The sequence below is a fragment of the Halomonas sp. SCS19 genome, assembly GCF_040147015.1.
Lineage (GTDB): Bacteria > Pseudomonadota > Gammaproteobacteria > Pseudomonadales > Halomonadaceae > Halomonas > Halomonas litopenaei.
Genome location: NZ_JAMSHN010000001.1, coordinates 3812181 through 3830891 on the forward strand (window position 1 = coordinate 3812181; position 18711 = coordinate 3830891).

18 protein-coding genes and 1 tRNA gene are annotated in these 18711 nt (G+C 65.4%); 10 read left to right on the top strand and 9 right to left on the bottom strand.

The features are described 5' to 3' along the window. Positions 1-21 precede the first annotated feature (21 nt). From NFH97_RS16555 to NFH97_RS16595, 9 genes are all read right to left on the bottom strand, one after another. Positions 22-738 carry a DUF4336 domain-containing protein gene (locus NFH97_RS16555; protein WP_349625172.1) on the bottom strand — a complete coding sequence of 239 codons (717 nt, stop codon included), beginning with the start codon at positions 736-738 and terminating at the stop codon, positions 22-24. 150 nt (positions 739-888) lie between these two features. Beyond that, a complete protein-coding gene (gene ychF, locus NFH97_RS16560) occupies positions 889-1980 on the bottom strand; it encodes a redox-regulated ATPase YchF (protein WP_045995168.1) in 1092 nt (363 codons plus the stop codon). Between the two features lie 116 nt (positions 1981-2096). After that, positions 2097-2681: an aminoacyl-tRNA hydrolase gene (gene pth / locus NFH97_RS16565; protein WP_108132918.1), complete on the bottom strand. Its 585-nt coding sequence runs from the start codon at positions 2679-2681 to the stop codon at positions 2097-2099. 126 nt (positions 2682-2807) lie between these two features. Continuing rightward, positions 2808-3509: a 50S ribosomal protein L25/general stress protein Ctc gene (locus tag NFH97_RS16570; RefSeq protein ID WP_213229692.1), complete on the bottom strand. Its 702-nt coding sequence runs from the start codon at positions 3507-3509 to the stop codon at positions 2808-2810. A 106-nt stretch (positions 3510-3615) separates the two neighbouring features. After that, a complete protein-coding gene (locus NFH97_RS16575; RefSeq protein WP_181248623.1) occupies positions 3616-4557 on the bottom strand; it encodes a ribose-phosphate pyrophosphokinase in 942 nt (313 codons plus the stop codon). A gap of 72 nt (positions 4558-4629) precedes the next feature. Then, positions 4630-4704: transfer RNA gene (locus tag NFH97_RS16580), tRNA-Gln, on the bottom strand. Between the two features lie 14 nt (positions 4705-4718). Next, positions 4719-5612 (bottom strand): 4-(cytidine 5'-diphospho)-2-C-methyl-D-erythritol kinase, encoded by an 894-nt coding sequence (ispE, locus tag NFH97_RS16585; protein ID WP_349625173.1) that lies wholly within the window; start codon positions 5610-5612, stop codon positions 4719-4721. Between the two features lie 227 nt (positions 5613-5839). Then, positions 5840-6454, bottom strand: a complete 615-nt coding sequence (lolB, locus tag NFH97_RS16590; RefSeq protein ID WP_349625174.1) for a lipoprotein insertase outer membrane protein LolB — start codon at positions 6452-6454, stop codon at positions 5840-5842. Positions 6455-6494: 40 nt separating this feature from the next. Beyond that, positions 6495-8264, bottom strand: coding sequence for a tetratricopeptide repeat protein (locus NFH97_RS16595; RefSeq protein ID WP_349625175.1), 1770 nt, complete (start codon positions 8262-8264; stop codon positions 6495-6497). 168 nt (positions 8265-8432) lie between these two features. On the opposite strand from NFH97_RS16595, the gene hemA reads away from it, so the two are divergent. The 10 genes from hemA to NFH97_RS16645 all read left to right on the top strand — a co-directional run bounded on the left by hemA (position 8433) and on the right by NFH97_RS16645 (position 18699). Then, on the top strand, positions 8433-9698 hold the full coding sequence (gene hemA / locus NFH97_RS16600) for a glutamyl-tRNA reductase (protein ID WP_045995161.1): 1266 nt from the start codon (positions 8433-8435) through the stop codon (positions 9696-9698). Between the two features lie 54 nt (positions 9699-9752). Beyond that, positions 9753-10844 (top strand): peptide chain release factor 1, encoded by a 1092-nt coding sequence (gene prfA / locus NFH97_RS16605; RefSeq protein WP_108448942.1) that lies wholly within the window; start codon positions 9753-9755, stop codon positions 10842-10844. Beyond that, the gene (gene prmC / locus NFH97_RS16610; protein ID WP_349625176.1) at positions 10844-11710 is read left to right on the top strand and encodes a peptide chain release factor N(5)-glutamine methyltransferase; all 867 of its coding nucleotides are present in this window, start codon (positions 10844-10846) and stop codon (positions 11708-11710) included. The genes prfA and prmC overlap by 1 nt, the downstream gene beginning before the upstream one ends. Positions 11711-11879: 169 nt before the next feature. Beyond that, positions 11880-12380 carry an Lrp/AsnC ligand binding domain-containing protein gene (locus NFH97_RS16615; protein WP_045995158.1) on the top strand — a complete coding sequence of 167 codons (501 nt, stop codon included), beginning with the start codon at positions 11880-11882 and terminating at the stop codon, positions 12378-12380. 6 nt (positions 12381-12386) lie between these two features. Next, on the top strand, positions 12387-13160 hold the full coding sequence (locus NFH97_RS16620; RefSeq protein WP_349625177.1) for a HesA/MoeB/ThiF family protein: 774 nt from the start codon (positions 12387-12389) through the stop codon (positions 13158-13160). Then, positions 13157-14092, top strand: a complete 936-nt coding sequence (locus NFH97_RS16625) for a LysR family transcriptional regulator (RefSeq protein WP_231498652.1) — start codon at positions 13157-13159, stop codon at positions 14090-14092. The genes NFH97_RS16620 and NFH97_RS16625 overlap by 4 nt, the downstream gene beginning before the upstream one ends. A gap of 411 nt (positions 14093-14503) precedes the next feature. Then, positions 14504-15793: an NAD(P)/FAD-dependent oxidoreductase gene (locus NFH97_RS16630; protein WP_349625178.1), complete on the top strand. Its 1290-nt coding sequence runs from the start codon at positions 14504-14506 to the stop codon at positions 15791-15793. 28 nt (positions 15794-15821) lie between these two features. Beyond that, the gene (locus NFH97_RS16635; protein ID WP_213229703.1) at positions 15822-16979 is read left to right on the top strand and encodes an ABC transporter ATP-binding protein; all 1158 of its coding nucleotides are present in this window, start codon (positions 15822-15824) and stop codon (positions 16977-16979) included. Between the two features lie 11 nt (positions 16980-16990). Continuing rightward, positions 16991-17908 (top strand): ABC transporter permease, encoded by a 918-nt coding sequence (locus NFH97_RS16640; RefSeq protein ID WP_052704560.1) that lies wholly within the window; start codon positions 16991-16993, stop codon positions 17906-17908. Next, positions 17905-18699 carry an ABC transporter permease gene (locus tag NFH97_RS16645; protein ID WP_349625179.1) on the top strand — a complete coding sequence of 265 codons (795 nt, stop codon included), beginning with the start codon at positions 17905-17907 and terminating at the stop codon, positions 18697-18699. The genes NFH97_RS16640 and NFH97_RS16645 overlap by 4 nt, the downstream gene beginning before the upstream one ends. Positions 18700-18711: the final 12 nt, after the last annotated feature.

Here is an 18711-nt window from a genome sequence, read left to right on the forward strand (position 1 = left end):
AAACAGCGCCATGCTTGGCCCTTACTCCTTCAACCAGCGAAAAGCGCGGGCGAGAAAGTCGCTGGCGTCATTCTCGATGATCTCGCCGTGGGCCATGATGATTCGAGCGGGCCGCCAGGAGAGCAGGGTGCGTAGATGTTCGCTCGCCAGGTAGCGTCGGCCGAGGAAGCTCAGTCGCCACTCCAGCGGCATCCTGCCATCCGGCGCCAGGATGCCCGAGAGCCTGGCCAGTCGACGCTGCAAGGGCGTCAGGGAAGCAGGGGGGAGATTGCCGATCAGATCGGCCACGATCAGGCTGCGGCTGGAACGATGCAGGAACACCGCTTCCTGCATACGCGATGAGCCGGTGAACAGGCACTGGTCGATATCGTCACCCCAGTAGCGGTTGGGCGTGCCATCCAGGGTGCTTTCGAACACCAGGTCGCCGCGCTTGGCGATGACTTCCCGGGTGCCGAAACTGCGAGCCATTGGGTAGGCCATCTGCCATTCGCGCATGAACAGGTGGTGACAATGGTTGGGAGCGATCAGGAAGTGTACCTGGCCCAGCTCGTCGAGGGCGTCACGCAGTGGCTCGGTCAGCGGGACGGGGCTGTGGACCCACAGCCGGTCGCCGCTCAGGCGTACCACCACCATGCGTGTCGGATAGGGCAGCAGCTTGCCTCTGATGACGGGCCCATCCGCTATCCATAGCTCAGGCGCCGTTGCCTTGAGTGGTGGAGAATCGTTCGAGAGTGTCACGCTCTTGTTCCTGCGCTTGATGACATCTCTCGAATATAACCTCTTTGCGATAGAGTTGCTGCATGTGACTGGCATGTAAGCGACAACACCGAGGCATGCCTCGGTGTTGACACAGGAAACGTGATGTTACGTCGGACGCTGCGGTGAGCCTCAGACGTTGAAGCGGAAGTGCACCACGTCGCCGTCCTTGAGCACGTAGTCCTTGCCTTCCAGGCGCCACTTGCCGGCGTCCTTGGCGCCCTGCTCGCCGTTCAGGCTGACGAAGTCGTCATAGGCCACCACTTCGGCGCGGATGAAGCCCTTCTGGAAGTCGGTGTGGATGACACCGGCGCCTTCCGGGGCGGTGGCGCCGACCTTGACGGTCCAGGCACGCACTTCCTTGACCCCTGCGGTGAAGTAGGTCTGCAGACCCAGCAGGGCGTAGCCGGCGCGGATCACCCGGTCGAGGCCGGGCTCTTCCATGCCCATCTCGGCCAGGAACATCTCGCGTTCCTCGTCATCGAGTTCGGCGATCTCGGCTTCCAGCTGGTTGCACACGGGAACCACCACGGCGCCCTCGGCCTCGGCGATGCCCTTGACCACGTCGAGGTAGGGGTTGTTGTCGAAGCCGTCCTCGTTGACGTTGGCGATGTACATGGTCGGCTTCAGGGTCAGGAAACCGAAGCTCTTGATCTGCTTCTTCTCGTCATCGCTCAGATCGAAGCTGCGCAGCGGCTGGCCTTCGGCCAGGTGCGGCTGGATCTTGTCAAGCACCGCCTTGGTGGCAATGGCGTCCTTATCGCCGCCCTTGACCACGCGAACCAGGCGCTGGATGGCCTTCTCCACGGTGTCGAGGTCAGCCAGGGCCAGCTCCAGGTTGATGGTCTCGATATCCGCCGCCGGGTCGACCTGGTTGGCCACGTGGATGACGTTGTCGTTGTCGAAGCAGCGCACCACGTGGGCGATGGCCTGGGTCTCGCGGATATTGGCGAGGAACTGGTTGCCGAGACCTTCACCCTTGGAGGCACCGGCGACCAGGCCGGCGATATCGACGAATTCCATGGTGGTGGGCACCACCTTCTCCGGCTTGACGATCTCGGCGAGCTTGTCGAGGCGCGGGTCCGGCATGGGGACGATGCCGACATTGGGCTCGATGGTGCAGAACGGGAAGTTCTCTGCATCGATGCCGGACTTGGTCAGGGCGTTGAAGAGGGTGGACTTGCCGACGTTGGGCAGACCAACGATGCCGCAGTTGAATCCCATGGGTGGTTCCTGAAGGCGTGAAGTGAAAGAAGTCGGCGCACAGTGTATGACGTCGGGCCAGGCGGGGACAGCCCGGGCGGTGCAACCACCTGCTGCCCCTGTTGGCGCCCGCCGGGTCAGGCAGAGTGGCTGTGCAGGCGGTTCATGGCCTTGGCCCAGTCGCCGGATAGCGCCTGAGGCAGTGTCGCCAGGCACTCGATCAGGGCGCCGTCGATGGCCTCGCGCTCGGTCTTGCCGGGGCGGCCCAGCACGTAGTTGGTGACCAGCTTGGCGCTGCCGGGATGACCGATGCCGATGCGCGCACGATGGAAGGACTTGTCGTTGCCCAGGGCGCTGATGATGTCGCGCAGGCCATTGTGGCCGCCGTGGCCGCCGCCCTGCTTGTAGCGCGCGCTGCCGGGGGGCAGGTCGAGCTCGTCGTGGGCGATGAGCATCTCGTCGGGGGCCAGCTTGAAGAAGTTGGCCAGCGCCGCCACCGAGGCACCGGAGCGGTTCATGTAGGTGGTCGGCACCAGCAGGTGCAGATCGCTGCCTTCGACAAAGGCCTTGGCGTAGAGGCCGAGAAACTTCTTCTCCGGGCGCAGCTCGGCGCTGGACTGACGCGCGACTTCCTCCACCAGCCAGGCGCCGGCGTTGTGACGCGTCGCCTCGTACTGGGTGCCAGGGTTGGCAAGGCCAATCAGCGCCTTGATCCTTGTCATGGTGGTCTCTCCGGTCAGCGGTGCGGGGCAAGCGCTTTGCTCAGGGCCTTGGCGACGAGGCCATGGGCAAAGCCCTCGGAAACGAAAAGGGCCACCGCAGTGGCCCCTGAATCCGGCAGAAAAGGATTACTCCTTGTCGCCTTCTTCGTCTTCGTCCTTGGCGTCGTCCTTCGCTTCCTCGGCAGCTTCTTCGCTGGCCTCGGCGGCGGCGGCTTCTTCCTCGGCGATTTCTTCTTCGGACTGCATGACCTTGGCCTTGGTCACGTTGACGATGGCCTGGTCGTGCTCTTCACCGTGGCTCAGCTCGACGATGGTTACGCCAGCCGGAACCTTGAGGTCGGACAGGTGCAGGGTGCTGCCGATCTCGAGGTCAGCGATGTTGACCTCGAGGTAGTCGGGCAGGTCCTTCGGCAGGCAGCTGATCTCGACTTCGTTGGCCAGCTGGTGCAGTTCACCGTCCTGCTCCTTGATGGCCTTGGACTCGTCCTGACCGACCACGTGCAGCGGAACGCGCATGGTGATCTCGTGAGTCGCATCGACGCGCAGGAAGTCGGCGTGGGTCACCAGCGGCTTGTACGGGTGGCGCTGAAGGTCACGCACCACGACCTGCTGGGACTTGCCGTCAACCTCAAGGTTGATGACGGAAGAGAAGAAGGCTTCGTCTTCCAGCGCCTTGTAGAACGCAGTCTTGTCGACGGCGATCGGCTGCGGCGTCTTTTCACCACCGTAGATGATGGCGGGGACTTGCTGGTTCGCACGACGCAGGCGGCGGCTCGCACCTTTCCCCAGGTCGTTACGAACATTGGCGGTAAGTTTGTAGTCAGACATGAAATTGCCTCTTGGCTAAAGTAAGGAAGCCACCGAGCCCGCGACCAGACCTCGGTGGTTCCAGATGCCCCGGTTGTCGGGGCGCGTTTCCCGCGCGATATGTCGCTTAGTGGAACATCGCGCTGACGGATTCCTCGTTGCTGACGCGGCGGATCGCTTCGGCGATCAGGCCGGCCACGCTGAGCTGGCGGATACGTCCGCTGCGACGCGCGGTGTCGGACAGCGGGATGGTGTCGGCCACCACCACTTCGTCCAGCACCGACTCGGAGATGTTGTCCACCGCAGGGCCCGACAGGATCGGGTGGGTGGCGTAGGCGACCACGCGCTTGGCGCCGTGTTCCTTGAGCGCTTCGCCCGCCTTGCACAGGGTGCCGGCGGTATCGATCATGTCGTCCACCACCACACAGGTGCGGTCCTGGATATCACCGATGATGTGCATCACCTGGGCCTGGTTGGCCTGGGGACGACGCTTGTCGATGATCGCCAGGTCAGCGTTGAGCTGCTTGGCGATGGCACGGGCGCGGACCACGCCGCCGACATCGGGAGAGACCACGACCAGGTCGTCGTAGTTCTGACGCTCGATGTCGTCGAGCAGGATCGGCGAACCGTAGACGTTGTCCACGGGCACGTCGAAGAAGCCCTGGATCTGGTCGGCGTGCAGGTCCATGGTCATGACCCGGTCGACGCCGGCCTTGACCATCATGTCGGCCACGATCTTGGCCGAGATCGGCACCCGGGCGGAGCGCACGCGGCGATCCTGGCGGGCGTAGCCGAAGTAGGGCACCACCGCAGTGATACGGGTGGCCGAGGCCCGGCGCAGGGCGTCAACCATCAGGATCAGTTCCATCAGGTTGTCGTTGGTCGGTGCACAGGTGGACTGCAGGATAAAGACATCCTTGCCGCGCACGTTCTCGTTGATCTCGACCGCGACCTCGCCATCGCTGAACTGGCCGACCGTGGCATTACCCAGTCGGCTGTCCAGGCTCTCGGCGACCTTACGGGCGAGTTCGGGGTTGGCATTCCCGGCGAAAACCATCAATTTTGACACGCGCAGCCACCTTTGCTGTGTTGGGTCTTCAGTGTGAGCCTGGGGGAGTGAGTCCAGGACTCAGAAGGAAGTTGGCTGGGGTAGGAGGATTCGAACCTCCGCATGGCGATACCAAAAACCGCTGCCTTACCGCTTGGCTATACCCCAGCATACGTCCTGCCTCACGCGGGCAGGGCGTCGAGGAGAGGCGATCGATTCAGGCCCAGGGCCTTGAAGGCGTGCCAGGTCGGCTGTTGGCATCGGACATCGTCCAGCAACTGGACGGCCTCGGCCTCCGACTCCAGACGGGCAAAAATGCACGCGCCGGTACCCGTCAACATTGACGGCGCCCGGGCGTTGAGCCAGTCCAGGGCACGAGCCACCTCAGCATAGGCTTGCCTGACGGTGTCCTCGCAATCGTTGCGCCAGCTTGACGCTCCCCCCTTGAGTGCGCGCGCCATGGTAATGGCGGGGGTGTCCCGTGTCAATTCCGGCGCAGTGAACACGGCAGGGGTGGAGACCGCCACCCCCGGGTGCACGACCACGAACCAGGGGGTGTCGAGTGCCACCGGGACAAGGCGCTCGCCGACGCCTTCCGCCCAGGCGGCCTGGCCGTGGACGAATACCGGAACATCGGCGCCCAGCGTCAGGCCCAGTTCGGCCAGACGCCGGGTCGTCAGTCCCAGGCCCCACAGATGATTCAGCCCGACCAGCACGCTGGCGGCGTCGCTGCTGCCACCGCCCAGACCCCCCCCCATGGGCAGGCGCTTGGTGACGCCAAGATCGGCACCGAGCGCGCAGCCGGTCTCGCGCTTGAGCAGGTCGGCGGCCCGCCATAGCAGGTTGGCCTCGCGGGGTACGCCCTCGAGACGGTCTGTCAGGGTTATCTCACCGTCCTGGCGCAGGCGCAGGTGGATATCGTCACCGTGGTCGAGGAACTGGAACAGCGTCTGCAGCTCGTGGTAGCCGTCGTCGCGACGGCCGACGATATGCAGCATGCGATTGAGCTTGGCCGGCGCCGGCAGCGTCAGGGTCGGCTGCGTGCTGGCATCGGAAGAGAAAGAGGTGTCGGGCATGGGGGAGTCTATAAAGGGTGCTGTCCAGGGATCGGCTGACCGAAGTGATGGCGATCGGTGGCTGGGGGTGGCGCCTGCCATCGGCGACCGGGATCGATGCCGGCTCTCGTTGCTTCTCTCTATAGGGAGCTTGCTGCAAGGAGCACGTCGACAGGAGACAGAGGGCGATGGTGCTTCATTTTACCCGGGAGACAGGCTCCCGCCATCCGGGGCGGGAGCCGGTGCGACTATTGTTCCAGTGGCTGCCACTGGTTCACCACCAGGGTGGCGCGCAGGTCGTCATAGGTCATCACCAGCCGGTTGGGTAGCCAGGTGCCGTTCACATCCTTCCAGCCGCGGTAGTCGATCTCCCAGCCGTCCTGTTCCAGTGAAGCGGGGAAGCCGAGCTCGTCGTCGGTCATTTCGAAGTCACTGTCGTCGGCGGGCAGGCCGCGCACCCAGTCGGTGAGGCTCGAGACCGGCAGCGACCAGCCCAGGCGCTGTTCCATCAGGTCTTCGGGGCTGTCGGCCTCGAAGCGACCCTCGCTGGTGGTCAGCGAGACGCGACCGTCGCGTCCTTCCAGGGTACTGCGGCCGGCGCCCATGGGGCCGGTGACCAGCAGGCGATAGTGGTAGGGGGTCTGGCGCCAGTCGAGGTTGGCGCTGGTGGATTCCTGGGGAGTGCGCAGGCCCACCTTTCCGGTCAGGTTCCAGGAGGTGAAGGCTTCCACCTGTTCGGTCTGGGCTTCCCAGTCACCGGCCTGGCGCTCCTGGCGCGGCTCGGTGACGCTCTGGGAGGTGGCGCAGCCGGCCAGCAGGCCGAGCCCCAGGGCGGCGGCGGTCAGGCGAAAACAAGACATCATCGCGGGGTCCTTGCGGGTAGTGGTCGTGGTGTCGGGGCGGTCAAGGCGCTGTTGCCGTTGGCTCAGGCCTGATTTCGGGGCGCCGATCGAGGAGATCGACGATCAGCGGGCGCTCGGGGAAGCGTTGCTGGGCTTCTTGCAACAGCTCGCGTGCGCGCTGCTTCTGGCCCAGGTCCCACAGCACCTCGATCAGGTGGGCGGCGACCTCCTGGTCGGCGATCTCGCGCCAGGCGCGCTCGATCCAGGGTAGCGCAACCTCCGGTTTGCCCTCACGGTAGGCGACCCAGCCCAGGCTGTCGAGGATGGCAGGGTTGTCCGGCGAGAGCTCGTAGGCCCGCTGGATCAGTCGCCTGGCCTCGTCGAGGTCATCCGGGTCGCCGGCATCGGCCAGGGTGTAGCCGAGCGCATTGAGCGCCACGGCGTTGTCCGGCTGCTGTTCGACCAGGGTGCGCAGATCCTGTTCGGAGGTGTCCAGGTCGCCTTCGCTCCAGGCACGCATGGCGCGGAAGTAGCGCAGGTCGCCATCCTCGGGGCTACGCGCCAGCTCGCGGTTGAGCAGCGCCTCGGCCTCGGGCTCGAGACCTTGCTGGTCGAGCAGTTGCACTTCGGTGATGACCAGGCCGGTATAGGCATCGTCGTGACGCAGCCGCTCGACCCGCAGAAAGGCCCGGGCGTCCAGCAGCCGGTCGGCCTCGATCAGCATGCTGGCCGCGCGCTGTCGCGACAGCAGGAAGTCAGGGCCCGGCGGTACCCGGCGATAGTAGAGCAGGGCGTTGTCGACCTCGTCTTCCTGCTCGGCGATGCTGCCAAGCAATAGATAGAGGGCGCTGGGTGCCTGGGGATCATCGACCAGCGGCAGCAGCAGCCGGCGCGCCGGGTCGTGGTGGCCTTCTTCCAGATAGAGCTGGGCCAGGCCGACCCGCAAGAGGGGGTTGTCGCCACGGGTCTCGAGCAGGGTGTCGGTGCTGCTCTCGGCCGACACCAGGTTGCCCAGGCGAATGTCGGCCCGCGCCATCAACAAAAGGAAGCGGGGGTCGCCGGGAGAGAGGTTGAGGCCGCGTTTGGCCGCCAGGCGGGCCTGGTGGTACTTGCCGGCGTCCAGGGCGATGCGTGATTCGGCGAGAATCCGCTGGGGGTTATCGCGACTGTTGTTTCCCAGTGCGGCAATTCGTCGCTGGGCGCCCTCATGATCCCCCTGGGCCGAGTCGGTCAGGGCCAGCGCCAGGCGCAGGTCGTCTTTCCTCGACTCTGGGAGTGTGGGCTCGTCGAGCGCCTGTTCGAGGGTGGCGGCGAGCGCCACCGGATCGCCGCCACTGGACAGGGCGGTATCGACGAAGCGCGTGATGTCGGTGCCGTCATCGGCGGCGATCAGCCGCTGTTTCAGGGCTTCGTCCCAGTTGCCGCGACCACCGGCGAGGTTGCCCAGGATCTGGGCGGCGACCGGCGCCTCGGGCGCCAGCTCCTGCCAGCGTCGAGCGGCGCGTTCGATCAGGGTGGTGTCATCGGTGAAGCGTGAAGCCAGGGTGGCGCGTTCGACCAGGGCAGCGGAGTGATAGCGCTCGGCTGCCTTGAGGTAGCCTTCGGTGGCGCGTCGATAGTCGCCCCGCTGACCGGCCATTTCGGCAATCAGCAGCGTCGACAGGCCGTCGGCATCGAGTCCACGGGTGATCGGTGGAGCACCGGCCATGGGGTCAGCCTGTGACGCGCTGCCTGGGCTGTAGGAAAAGCTCTGACAGCCGGCGAGCCACGCCGTCAGTGACAGGGTGGCCAGAGTGCAGGTCAGCTTTCCGTGGCGCGCGTTCGGGGGCATTGAGGCGTCATCTTCTCCATGAGAATTCTCAGCATAACGGCTTGGAGAGTCTTGGCAAAGGTCAATGCCCGGGGGAGCGAGGTCAGAGCTGCCTATGGTAGGATATGCGCCTTGCAGGAGCGGCCTGGTTGGCCACTCCGGACATCATCTGATGAAGACGTCGAACGCATGACCCTGCTTGCCCTTGGCATCAACCATCGAACCGCGGCCGTCGAGGTGCGCGAAAAGGTGGCCTTTGGCCCCTCGCAACTCACCCGGGCGCTCTCCGAGCTGCGCGCGCTGCCGAGTGTGCATGAGGCTGCGGTGCTGTCGACCTGCAATCGCACCGAGCTTTATTGCGTGACCGAGTCGAGCGGGGAGAGCGAGGTGCTCGACTGGTTGAGCCGGTTTCATGCATTGCCCCGCGAGGACCTCTTGCACTGCGCCTACCACTATCTGGAAGGCGACGCCGCGCGCCATCTGATGCGCGTCGCCGTGGGTCTCGATTCCATGGTGCTGGGCGAACCCCAGATCCTGGGCCAGCTCAAGGATGCCTACCAGGCGGCCAGGGACGCCAGCGGGCTCGGCGGGGAGCTGGAGCGGCTCTTCCAGCATACCTTCGCGGTGGCCAAGCAGGTGCGCACCGAGACCGCCATCGGCGAGAACCCTGTTTCGGTGGCCTACGCGGCGGTCAGTCTGGCCAGTCGAATCTTCGACGATTTCTCGCGCGCCAGGGCGCTGTTGATCGGTGCTGGCGAGACCATCGAGCTGGTGGCGCGCCACCTGCATGAAGCCGGGGTGCACCAGTTGACGGTGGCCAACCGCACCCGCGAGCGGGCCAGCGCCCTGGCCGGCAGCCTGGGCGGTCAGGCCATCAGCCTCGACGAGATCCCCGTCGCCCTGGAAAAGGCCGACATCGTCATTTCGTCCACCGCGGCGCCCTTGCCGATTCTTGGCAAGGGCATGGTCGAGCGGGCGCTCAAGCGTCGCCGCCACCGTCCGGTGTTCATGGTCGATATCGCCGTGCCGCGCGACATCGAGCCGGAGGTCGGCGAGCTCAGCGACATCTTCCTTTATACCGTCGATGACCTGCACGAGGTCATCGAGGAAAACCGACGTCACCGCCAGGTGGCGGCGGACCAGGCCGAGGCGCTGATCGAGCACGGCGTGGCCCACTGGCACAAGGAACGCCGGGTGCGCGGGGCCGGCGAGGTGATCCGCGACGTGCGTGCCAAGGGTGAACGGCTGCGTGACGAGGCCCAGACCCAGGCGCTGGAGCGCCTGGCCAAGGGTGAGGATCCCGAGGCCGTGGTGCGTCGCCTGGCCCACCAGTTGACCAACCGCCTGATGCATCAGCCCACCCTGGCCCTGCGGGGTGCCGCCGCCGATGAGCGCCAGGACCTGCTCGAGGCTGCCGTCGAACTGCTGCTGGGCGAGCCCGAGTCCCGGAACTAGCCGGGCCTGGCTTGACTGCAATGCGCCTTCTTACATGATTTCAAGGATTTGCCGATGAAAGCTTCTCTGCGTGAGCGCCTCGATGCCTTCGTCGACCGCTTCGAGGAACTCTCTGCCCTGTTGTCGGAGCCCGACGTGATCAGCGATCAGCCACGTTTTCGCGACTACTCCCGCGAATACGCCGAGCTCGAGTCGCTGGTCGACGCCTGGCGCCGCTATCGTGGCGTCGAGGAAGACGTGGCCACCGCAGAGCAGATGGCCGAGGACGCCGACGCCGACATGCGCGAGCTTGCCCAGATGGAGCGCGAGGAGGGCGTGGCCAAGCTCGAGGAGCTGGAGGCCGAACTCAAGCGTCTGCTGGTGCCCAAGGATCCCGATGATGGGCGTAACGTCTTTCTCGAGGTGCGCGCGGGAACCGGCGGTGACGAAGCGGCGCTGTTCGCCGGCGACCTGTTTCGCATGTACTCGCGCTACGCCGAGAACCAGGGCTGGAAGGTCGAGGTGGTCAGTGCCAGCCACGGCGAGCAGGGCGGCTACAAGGAGATCATCTCTCGGGTGAAGGGCGAGGGCGTCTACGCCCGGCTCAAGTTCGAGTCCGGTGCCCATCGCGTTCAGCGGGTTCCCGCCACCGAATCCCAGGGCCGCATCCATACCTCGGCCTGCACCGTGGCGGTGATGCCCGAGGCCGACGAGGTCAGTGACATCGACATCAACCCGGCCGACCTGCGGGTGGACACCTTTCGCTCCAGCGGCGCCGGCGGTCAGCACGTCAACACCACCGACTCGGCGATCCGCATCACCCACCTGCCCAGCGGTGTGGTGGTGGAGTGTCAGGAAGAGCGCAGCCAGCACAAGAACCGGGCCAAGGCGATGTCGCTGCTGGCGGCGCGGCTAAAGCAGTCGGCCCAGGACAGCCAGCGCCAGGAACAGGCCGACGCCCGTCGCTCGCTGGTGGGCTCCGGCGATCGCAGCGAGCGCATACGTACCTACAACTTCCCCCAGGGGCGGATCACCGACCATCGCATCAACCTGACCCTGTACAAGCTCAACGAGGTGGTCACCGGCGACGGCCTCGACGAGGTCATCGACCCGCTGATCCACGAGTACCAGGCGGAGCAGCTAGCCGCTCTGCAACAGGACGGCTGATGCGCTGTGATGTGCTGATCGCCCGGGCGACCCGCCGCCTCGAGGCCGCCGGCAGCCCGACGCCGCGACTCGACGCCGAGGTGCTGGCCATGGCGGCGATGAAGGTCGATCGCACCTGGCTCTACACCTGGGGCGACAAGCCCATGGCGACGCTGGCCCGGGCCCGCTTCGAGGCCTGGGTGGCGGCGCGTGCCCAGGGCATGCCGGTGGCCTACCTGACCGGTGAACGCGAATTCTGGGGGCTGGCCCTGGCGACCTCGCCCAGCACCCTGATTCCCCGCCCCGACACCGAGACCCTGGTGGAGGCCGCGCTGGCCCGGGCCGATGTCAAGACCGATGCCAAGGGTGATACCAAGACCGGCGCCTTGCTCGACCTGGGCACCGGCACCGGTGCCATCGCTCTGGCGTTTGCCAGCGAGCGCCCCGGCTGGCGGGTCGAGGGCGTCGATCTGTCCCCTGAGGCGGTGGCGCTGGCGCGGCGCAACGCCGAGCGACATGGTCTGGCGGTTCGATTTCGCCAGAGCGACTGGTTCGATGCGCTCGATGACGAGCGCTTCGACCTGATCGTGGCCAACCCGCCCTATATCGACCCGCAGGATCCTCACCTGGGGCAGGGCGATGTGCGCTTCGAGCCAAGCTCGGCGCTGGTGGCCGCCGACCATGGCCTTGCCGATCTGTTTGCCATCGCCGAGCGCGCCCGGAGCTTCCTCCAGCTGGGCGGCTGGCTGTTGATGGAACACGGCTACGAGCAGGCCGAGCGGGTGCGAGAGCATCTTGAAGCGCTGGGCTATGTTCGCTGCGACAGCGTGCATGACCTGGGGGGCCACCCTCGGGTGACGCTGGGGCAGTGGGGCATGCAACGTTGAAGCCGGGACTGGAGTCTGTTTGGGGCATGTGATACTGATTATCAGTAAAATGTTTTGCCACCAAGCGATTGGGCGCGAGAGATTGTCGTGAAATGCTTTGCGACCAGGCCTTTTTGGTCGATTCTTTTCTTGCGTGCCCCTCGCCGTCAGACCAGCGTTCAGGACCACAATGAAAACCAAGAACCGCTCCCTCGACCGTATCGATCTGAAGATTCTGCGTTGCCTGCAGGAAAACGCCCGGGTGTCCTATGTGGACCTCGCCGCCCAGGTGGGGTTGTCCACCACGCCGTGTCTGGAGCGCGTCAAGCGCCTCGAGCGCTCCGGGGTGATCCGTGGCTACAAGGCGATCCTCAACCCGCGCATGCTCAAGGCCAATCTGCTGGTATTCGTCGAGATCAGCCTGGAGACCCAGTCTCCGGCGGTGTTCGACGAGTTCCGTCGAGCCGTGTCGAAGCTGCCGCAGATCCAGGAGTGCCACCTGGTGTCCGGGCAGTTCGACTATATTCTCAAGTGCAGAATTCCCGAAATGTCCGCCTATCGTCAGCTGCTTGGCGACGTGGTGCTGACCCTGCCCGGGGTCAAGGAATCCAAGAGCTACGTGGTGATGGAAGAAGTGAAGGAAGATTTCGCCCTGCATGTGCCGGATATCGAAGAGTTCGAGGACAAGTGAGTTTTCATGAATGACCAGGACCTGCTGCGCTACAGCCGCCAGATCATGCTTTCCCAGGTGGACATCGAAGGCCAGGAGCGCTTGCTGGCGTCGCGCGCACTGATCGTCGGTGCCGGTGGCCTGGGCTCGCCGGTGGCGTTGTACCTGGCCGCCGCCGGAGTCGGACAGCTGACCATCGCCGACGCCGATGTGGTCGAGATCTCCAACCTGCAGCGCCAGATCGCCCACCAGGAGCAGGACCTGGGACGCAACAAGGCCCAGTCGGCCGCCGAGTCTGCCATCGCCCTCAATGCAAGCTGCCGGGTCAGCGCCATCGAGCGCCATCTGGACGCCGAGGGGCTGGTCCAGGCGGCGCGGGAAGCCGATGTCATCCTCGACTGCACCGATCGCTTTTCCAGCCGCTACGCCATCAATGCCGCCAGCGTCGCCGCCAGGGTGCCGCTGGTCTCCGGCGCTGCGATCCGCTTTTCCGGGCAGTTGGCGGTGTTCGACCCGCGTGACGAGACCAGTCCCTGCTACGCCTGCCTGTATCCGTCGGATGACCAGGGCGACGAGGCCCTGTCCTGCGCCGAGAGTGGCGTCATCTCGCCGTTGGTGGGGCTGATCGGCTGCTTCCAGGCGCTGGAGGCGGTCAAGCTGTTGTCCGGGGCCGGCACGCCCCACCGGGGGCTTGCCACCTTCGACGGCCTGAGTGGCGAATGGCGTCACTATCGGCTGGGGCGCGATCCGCGCTGTCCGGCCTGCGCAGACCGGGGGCGGTCCGGCGGAGCAAGCGCGTGAGCCGGCAGAGCCCGGTCACCGACTTCGATATTCGTCTATTGCGGGTGTTCAAGGCGGTGGCCGAGTGCGGTGGATTTTCCGCCGCCGAGAACGAGCTTGGCATCAGTCGTTCGGCCATCAGCCTGCATATGGGCGACCTGGAAAAGCGCCTGGGGCTCAAGCTTTGTCGGCGGGGGCGGGGCGGCTTCGCCCTGACCGAGGAAGGCCGCGAGGTGCTGGAAGGGGCCCGGCGTCTGCTGTCGGGACTGGAAGCGTTTCGCACCGAGGTCAATGCGCTGCACCACAGCCTGCGCGGCGAACTCAATATCGGCATCACCGATACCCTGGTCAGCTCACCCGAGATGCGTATCACCCATGCCCTGGCAAGCCTCAAGGCCCAGGGCCCAGAGGTGCGCATCAACATGCACATGGACCCTCCCGGCGAGATCGCCCGCGGGGTGCTCGACGGACGCCTGCATGTCGGTGTCGTTCCGGCGGTCAACCTGCCCGCCAGCGTCGATAGCCAGGCGCTCTACAGCGAACGCTCCGGGCTTTACTGTGGCCGGGGGCATCCGCTGTTCGCCGAGCCATCGACGGCGCTGGAGGCGCTGGGCGGGTGGCAGGCGCTGGGGCAGTGGGACGCCGTGGTACCGTCCTATCCGCTGTCGGAAGCCGGCCGTGAGCGCCATGTCGGGCTCAAGCCCAGCGCCACCGCGTCCGACCGGGAAGGCGCGGCCTTTCTTATCCTGACCGGGGCCTACATCGGCTATCTGCCGGATCACCACGCCAATCTCTGGGTCGCGCAGGGACGACTGCGTGAGCTGTGTTCCGAGAGCGCCGCCTACGAGACGCCCTTCGTCGCCATCACCCGCCGTGACCGCCGCCCGCATCGGGTGCTGGAAGCCTTTCTGGCGGCGCTGGGGAAGAGCGATGCGGGTGTATCAGGCGACTGATGGCGCCTCCTGGATCTTTGATCAAACCGCCAACGTCTTCGCTTCGCTGACATGATGTCTCGCTTATACTCTTGGCGATGAAACGAGAGACTGACGCTCTGTCGTTGCTCCGCGTTGAGTTTTCCACGTCTGGCATCTTGGATTCGAGCGCTTCCGGGCGCGCCGGCTTACGTTCGAAGCGTGAGCGTCGCCAAGGCGACTTCCATCGAGCGGGATGCATGACGTGAAGTGTTGATGTTGGTGCGTCAGCCGCTTTAGGTATCGAATCGCTGACGTTGAAGTCAGGAATTTAGTGTTATTGGATACTTGACGCCTGGTGGCGAGAAAGTGGCACACTGTCGGTGTCACCTTCATGCGAAGGTGCGAGATTCAATAACAACAAGCGCATTGCGCAACCAATACGGACTCTCTATGACAGATTCCTCCACGTCCGAGGCTGCCTCCTGGTACCGCGATTCCGTCCGGGTCGAGCTGTTGCCGACACCCAGGCTCGAGGGCGACGTTCGCGCTGACGTCTGCGTGATCGGGGCCGGGGTGACGGGCTGTTCGGCGGCGCTGCATCTGGCCGAGCAAGGCTACAAGGTGGTGGTGCTGGAAGCCCTTGACGTCGGCCATGGCGCCTCCGGTCGCAGCGGCGGCCAGATCCTGCCCGGGCTCGGTACCGACATGGACACCGTGGAACAGGCGCTTGGCCTGTCGGCGGCCCGCGATATCTGGGAAATGAGCCGCGAAGCGGTGCGCCTGACCGCACAGCTGGTCGAGCGTCACGCCATTCCCTGCGACCTTGCCTGGGGCTACCTGCATGCGGCGGTCAAGCCGCGCCATGTGCGGGAGTTGCGTGCCTTCCAGGAAACCATGGCGCACAAGTACGACTACCAGGCGCTGGAATGGCGCGAAGGGCAGTCGCTGCGCGAACATGTGGTCACCGACGCCTACCCGGCGGCCCTGTGGGAGGCCGAGGGTGGGCACCTGCATCCGCTCAACTATACCCTTGGCCTGGCCAGGGCCGCCCAGCAGGCGGGGGCGATCTTCCACTCGCATAGCCCGGTCACCGCGGTGACCAGAGGCGAGCCTGCCCGGGTGAAGACCGCCGCCGGAGAGGTCACCGCCGATAGTGTGGTGGTGGCGACCAACGCCTACGGCATCGACCTGTTGCCGGAGATGCGCGGGCGCATCATGCGCTGTGCCAACTACATGATCGCCACCGAGCCGATGAGCGAGCAGCAGGCGGCCCAGGTGCTGCCGAAGAATGACGCCCTGGCCGATGCCAATTTTGTGCTCGACTACTATCGGCTGTCGGCGGATCGACGCCTGATCTATGGCGGTGAAGTCAGCTACGACGGGCGCCCGCCCAAGGGGCTCGAGGCGCGCATCGACGGCAAGATCCGGCGCCTGTTCAAGGTGCTCGATGATGTCGAGATCGCCTACCGTTGGGGCGGTGACGTTGCCATCACGCTCAATCGCGCCCCGGACTTCGGCAGACTGGCCGCCAACCTCTACTATGCGCAAGGCTACTCCGGTCATGGCATGGCCATGGCGGGACTGGCCGGCAAGTTGCTGGCCGAGACCATTGCCGGGCAGAGCGAGCGCTTCGACGTCTTTGCCGCCATGCCCCATCGTCGCTTCCCCGGCGGTCGCCTGTTGAGAACACCGCTGTTGCTGCTGGCCACCCACTTCTACAAGCTTCGCGATCGGCTGTGAGCTGCCGACAACGACGAGGAATGCCCCTATGACCGAGACCTCCACCGCCGAGCGCCACTCACAGCGCCGGGATGAGCCCCATGATGGCGCACGCCCGGGCGTCGATGCCGCCGGCTCCGAGCGGACCGCCTCCGCGATCCATATGCAGGGCCTGCACAAGCGCTTCGGCGCCAGTACGGTGGCACTCGATGGCGTCGACCTGACCATCGAGGCCGGCGAGTTCTTTACCCTGCTGGGCCCATCGGGCTGTGGCAAGACCACGCTGCTGCGCATCCTGGCGGGTCTGGAAGACGCCGACCAGGGACGCCTGACCATCGGTGAGCGCGACGTCACCGAGGTGGCGCCGCACCATCGCAGCGTCAATACCGTGTTTCAGTCCTACGCGCTGTTTCCCCACCTGTCGGTGCGCGACAACCTGGCCTTTGGCCTCAAGATGCGCGGTGTCGATCGTGCCGAACGCGAGGCACGGGTCGAGCGCATCGCCGAGTTCATCCAGTTGGGCGATCTGATCGATCGGCGCATCGATCAGCTCTCCGGCGGACAGCGTCAGCGCATCGCGCTGGCCCGGGCGCTGGTCTGCGAGCCCGACGTGCTGCTGCTGGACGAGCCGCTGTCGGCGCTCGACGCCGGCCTTCGCAGTCAGCTGCAGGTTGAATTGCTGAGGGTGCAGAAGCGCCTGGGGATGACCTTCGTCTTCGTGACCCATGATCAGGACGAGGCCATGGTGATGTCCGACCGCATCGCCGTGCTCAATGGCGGGACCATCCAGCAGGTGGGGCCTCCTCGGGAGGTCTACGAGCGTCCGGTCAATGCCTTTGTCGCCCGTTTCATGGGCCATGCCAACCTCTATCCGATCAGCGCCCGACAGGGCCAGCGCGTGACCACCGAGCTTGGCGAGCTGGAGCTCGAGCCCGATCTCGACACGCCACAGCAGGGAGGCGGTGAGCTGTTGCTGATTCGCCCCGAGACGCTGGACGTGCGTCTGGGACGTCATCAGGGGGTGAACCACCTGGTCGGGCGGATCACCGAACGGCTCTATCGTGGTAGCCACGCCGAGTTCCGTCTCGCGGTCGGTGACACCACCCTGCAGGCCACCATCAACAATCGCGGGCGCCGACTGCCCGAGGTCGGCGACGAGGTGACCCTGGTGGTCGCCCCGGAAGACCTCGTCACCGTGGCCAACTGAGGGGGCATGTCATGACCGATACCGCTGTCCTCGGACGCAGCCAGGGCATGGTCAGAGAAGCGCGCCATCTTCTCTTTACCGTGACACCCGGCGCGGCCTGGATCATCGTCTTTCTGGTGCTGCCCAGCGCCTACCTGATGGGCGTGGCCTTCATGACCAACGGGCCCTACGGCCTGCCGCAGATGCCGCTGTCGCTGGATTCGTTCAAGCAGCTTGCCGGCTTTGGCTTTCTGGGCTGGAGCCCGGGCAACCTCTACACCCTGTTGAGGTCGCTGTGGCAGACCCTGGTGGCGACCGGCCTGGTCGTTATCGTGGCCTATCCGATCGCCTACTACATCACCACCTGCCGGGCGAAATGGCGGCCGATCATGCTGCTGCTGGTGGTGGTGCCGTCCTGGACCAATCAGGTCATCCGTACCTTCGGCTGGATGAATCTGCTGGCGCCGGGTACGCCGCTTTCCAGCGTCGCCGAGTCGCTGGGGCTGATCGCCCCCAACATGGGGCTCTACCCGTCCAACTTCGCGGTGACCCTGGGGCTGGTCTACAACTTCCTGCCGTTCATGGTGCTGCCGCTGTACGCCGCCTTCGAGAAGCTCGACACCGCCCAGGTGGAGGCCGCCCAGGACCTCTACGCCACCCCGGTGAAGGCGTTCTGGCACGCGGTCTTTCCCCAGACCTTGCCGGGGCTGCTCGCCGGGATCGTGCTGGTGGCGATTCCGGCCTTCGGCATGTACGTGATTCCGGAACTGCTGGGCGGCGGCAAGGCGTTGATGCTCGGCAATCTGGTGGCCAACCAGTTCTCCGGTGGGTCGAACTGGCCGCTGGGCGCCGCCGGCGCCATCCTGATGCTGCTGGCGACCTTCGCCGGACTCTATGCCATGCGCCGGATCGGCAAGCGACTCGGCGGCGGTGAGGAGGTGGTGATATGAGAAAGCGCACACTCAAGCGAGGTCTGAGCGCCTTCTGGTGGCTGACCCTGGTATTTCTTTACCTGCCGCTGGCGGTGGTGGTGCTGTTCTCCTTCAACGCCGCCAACAGCGCGGCCAGCATGACCGGGCTGTCGCTGCGCTGGTACCACCAGCTGTTCGCCAATGACCAGATCATGAGCGCCTTCGGCAACACCCTGGTGCTGGCGCTGACGTCCTCGCTGATTGCCCTGGTGATCGGCTGCTTGATCGGTTATGGCATGTATCGCCACCGTCACCGCAAGCTGGGCTGGCTGATCGTGCTGATCTATCTGCCGATCGTGCTGCCGGATATCGTCTTCGGTATCTCGGAGATGGCCTTCTTCGTCAAGGTGAATGAGCTGACCGGGCTCCTGGGGCCGGGGCTGGGCACCATGATCATCGCCCACGTCACCTTCCAGATTCCGTTCGTCGCGCTGATCGTCTACTCGCGCTTCGTGGGTCTGGACCCGTCTTTGTTCGAGGCGGCCAAGGACCTGTATGCCTCGCCCTTGAAGCGGGTGGTGCACTTCATGCTGCCGACCATCAAGCCGGCGTTGATATCGGCCTTCTTTCTCTCCTTTACCCTGTCGGTGGATGACTTCGTCATCAGCTTCTTCACCTCCGGCCCGGAGAGCGCGACCCTGCCGATCTATATCTGGGGCGCGATCAAGAAGGGGGTGTCACCGGAGATCAACGCCATCGCCACACTGATGATCGCGGCGGTGGCGCTGGCCGCCCTGGCAAGCCTCGTCGTCAATCGGCGCAAGGCATGACGCCTGTGCCAT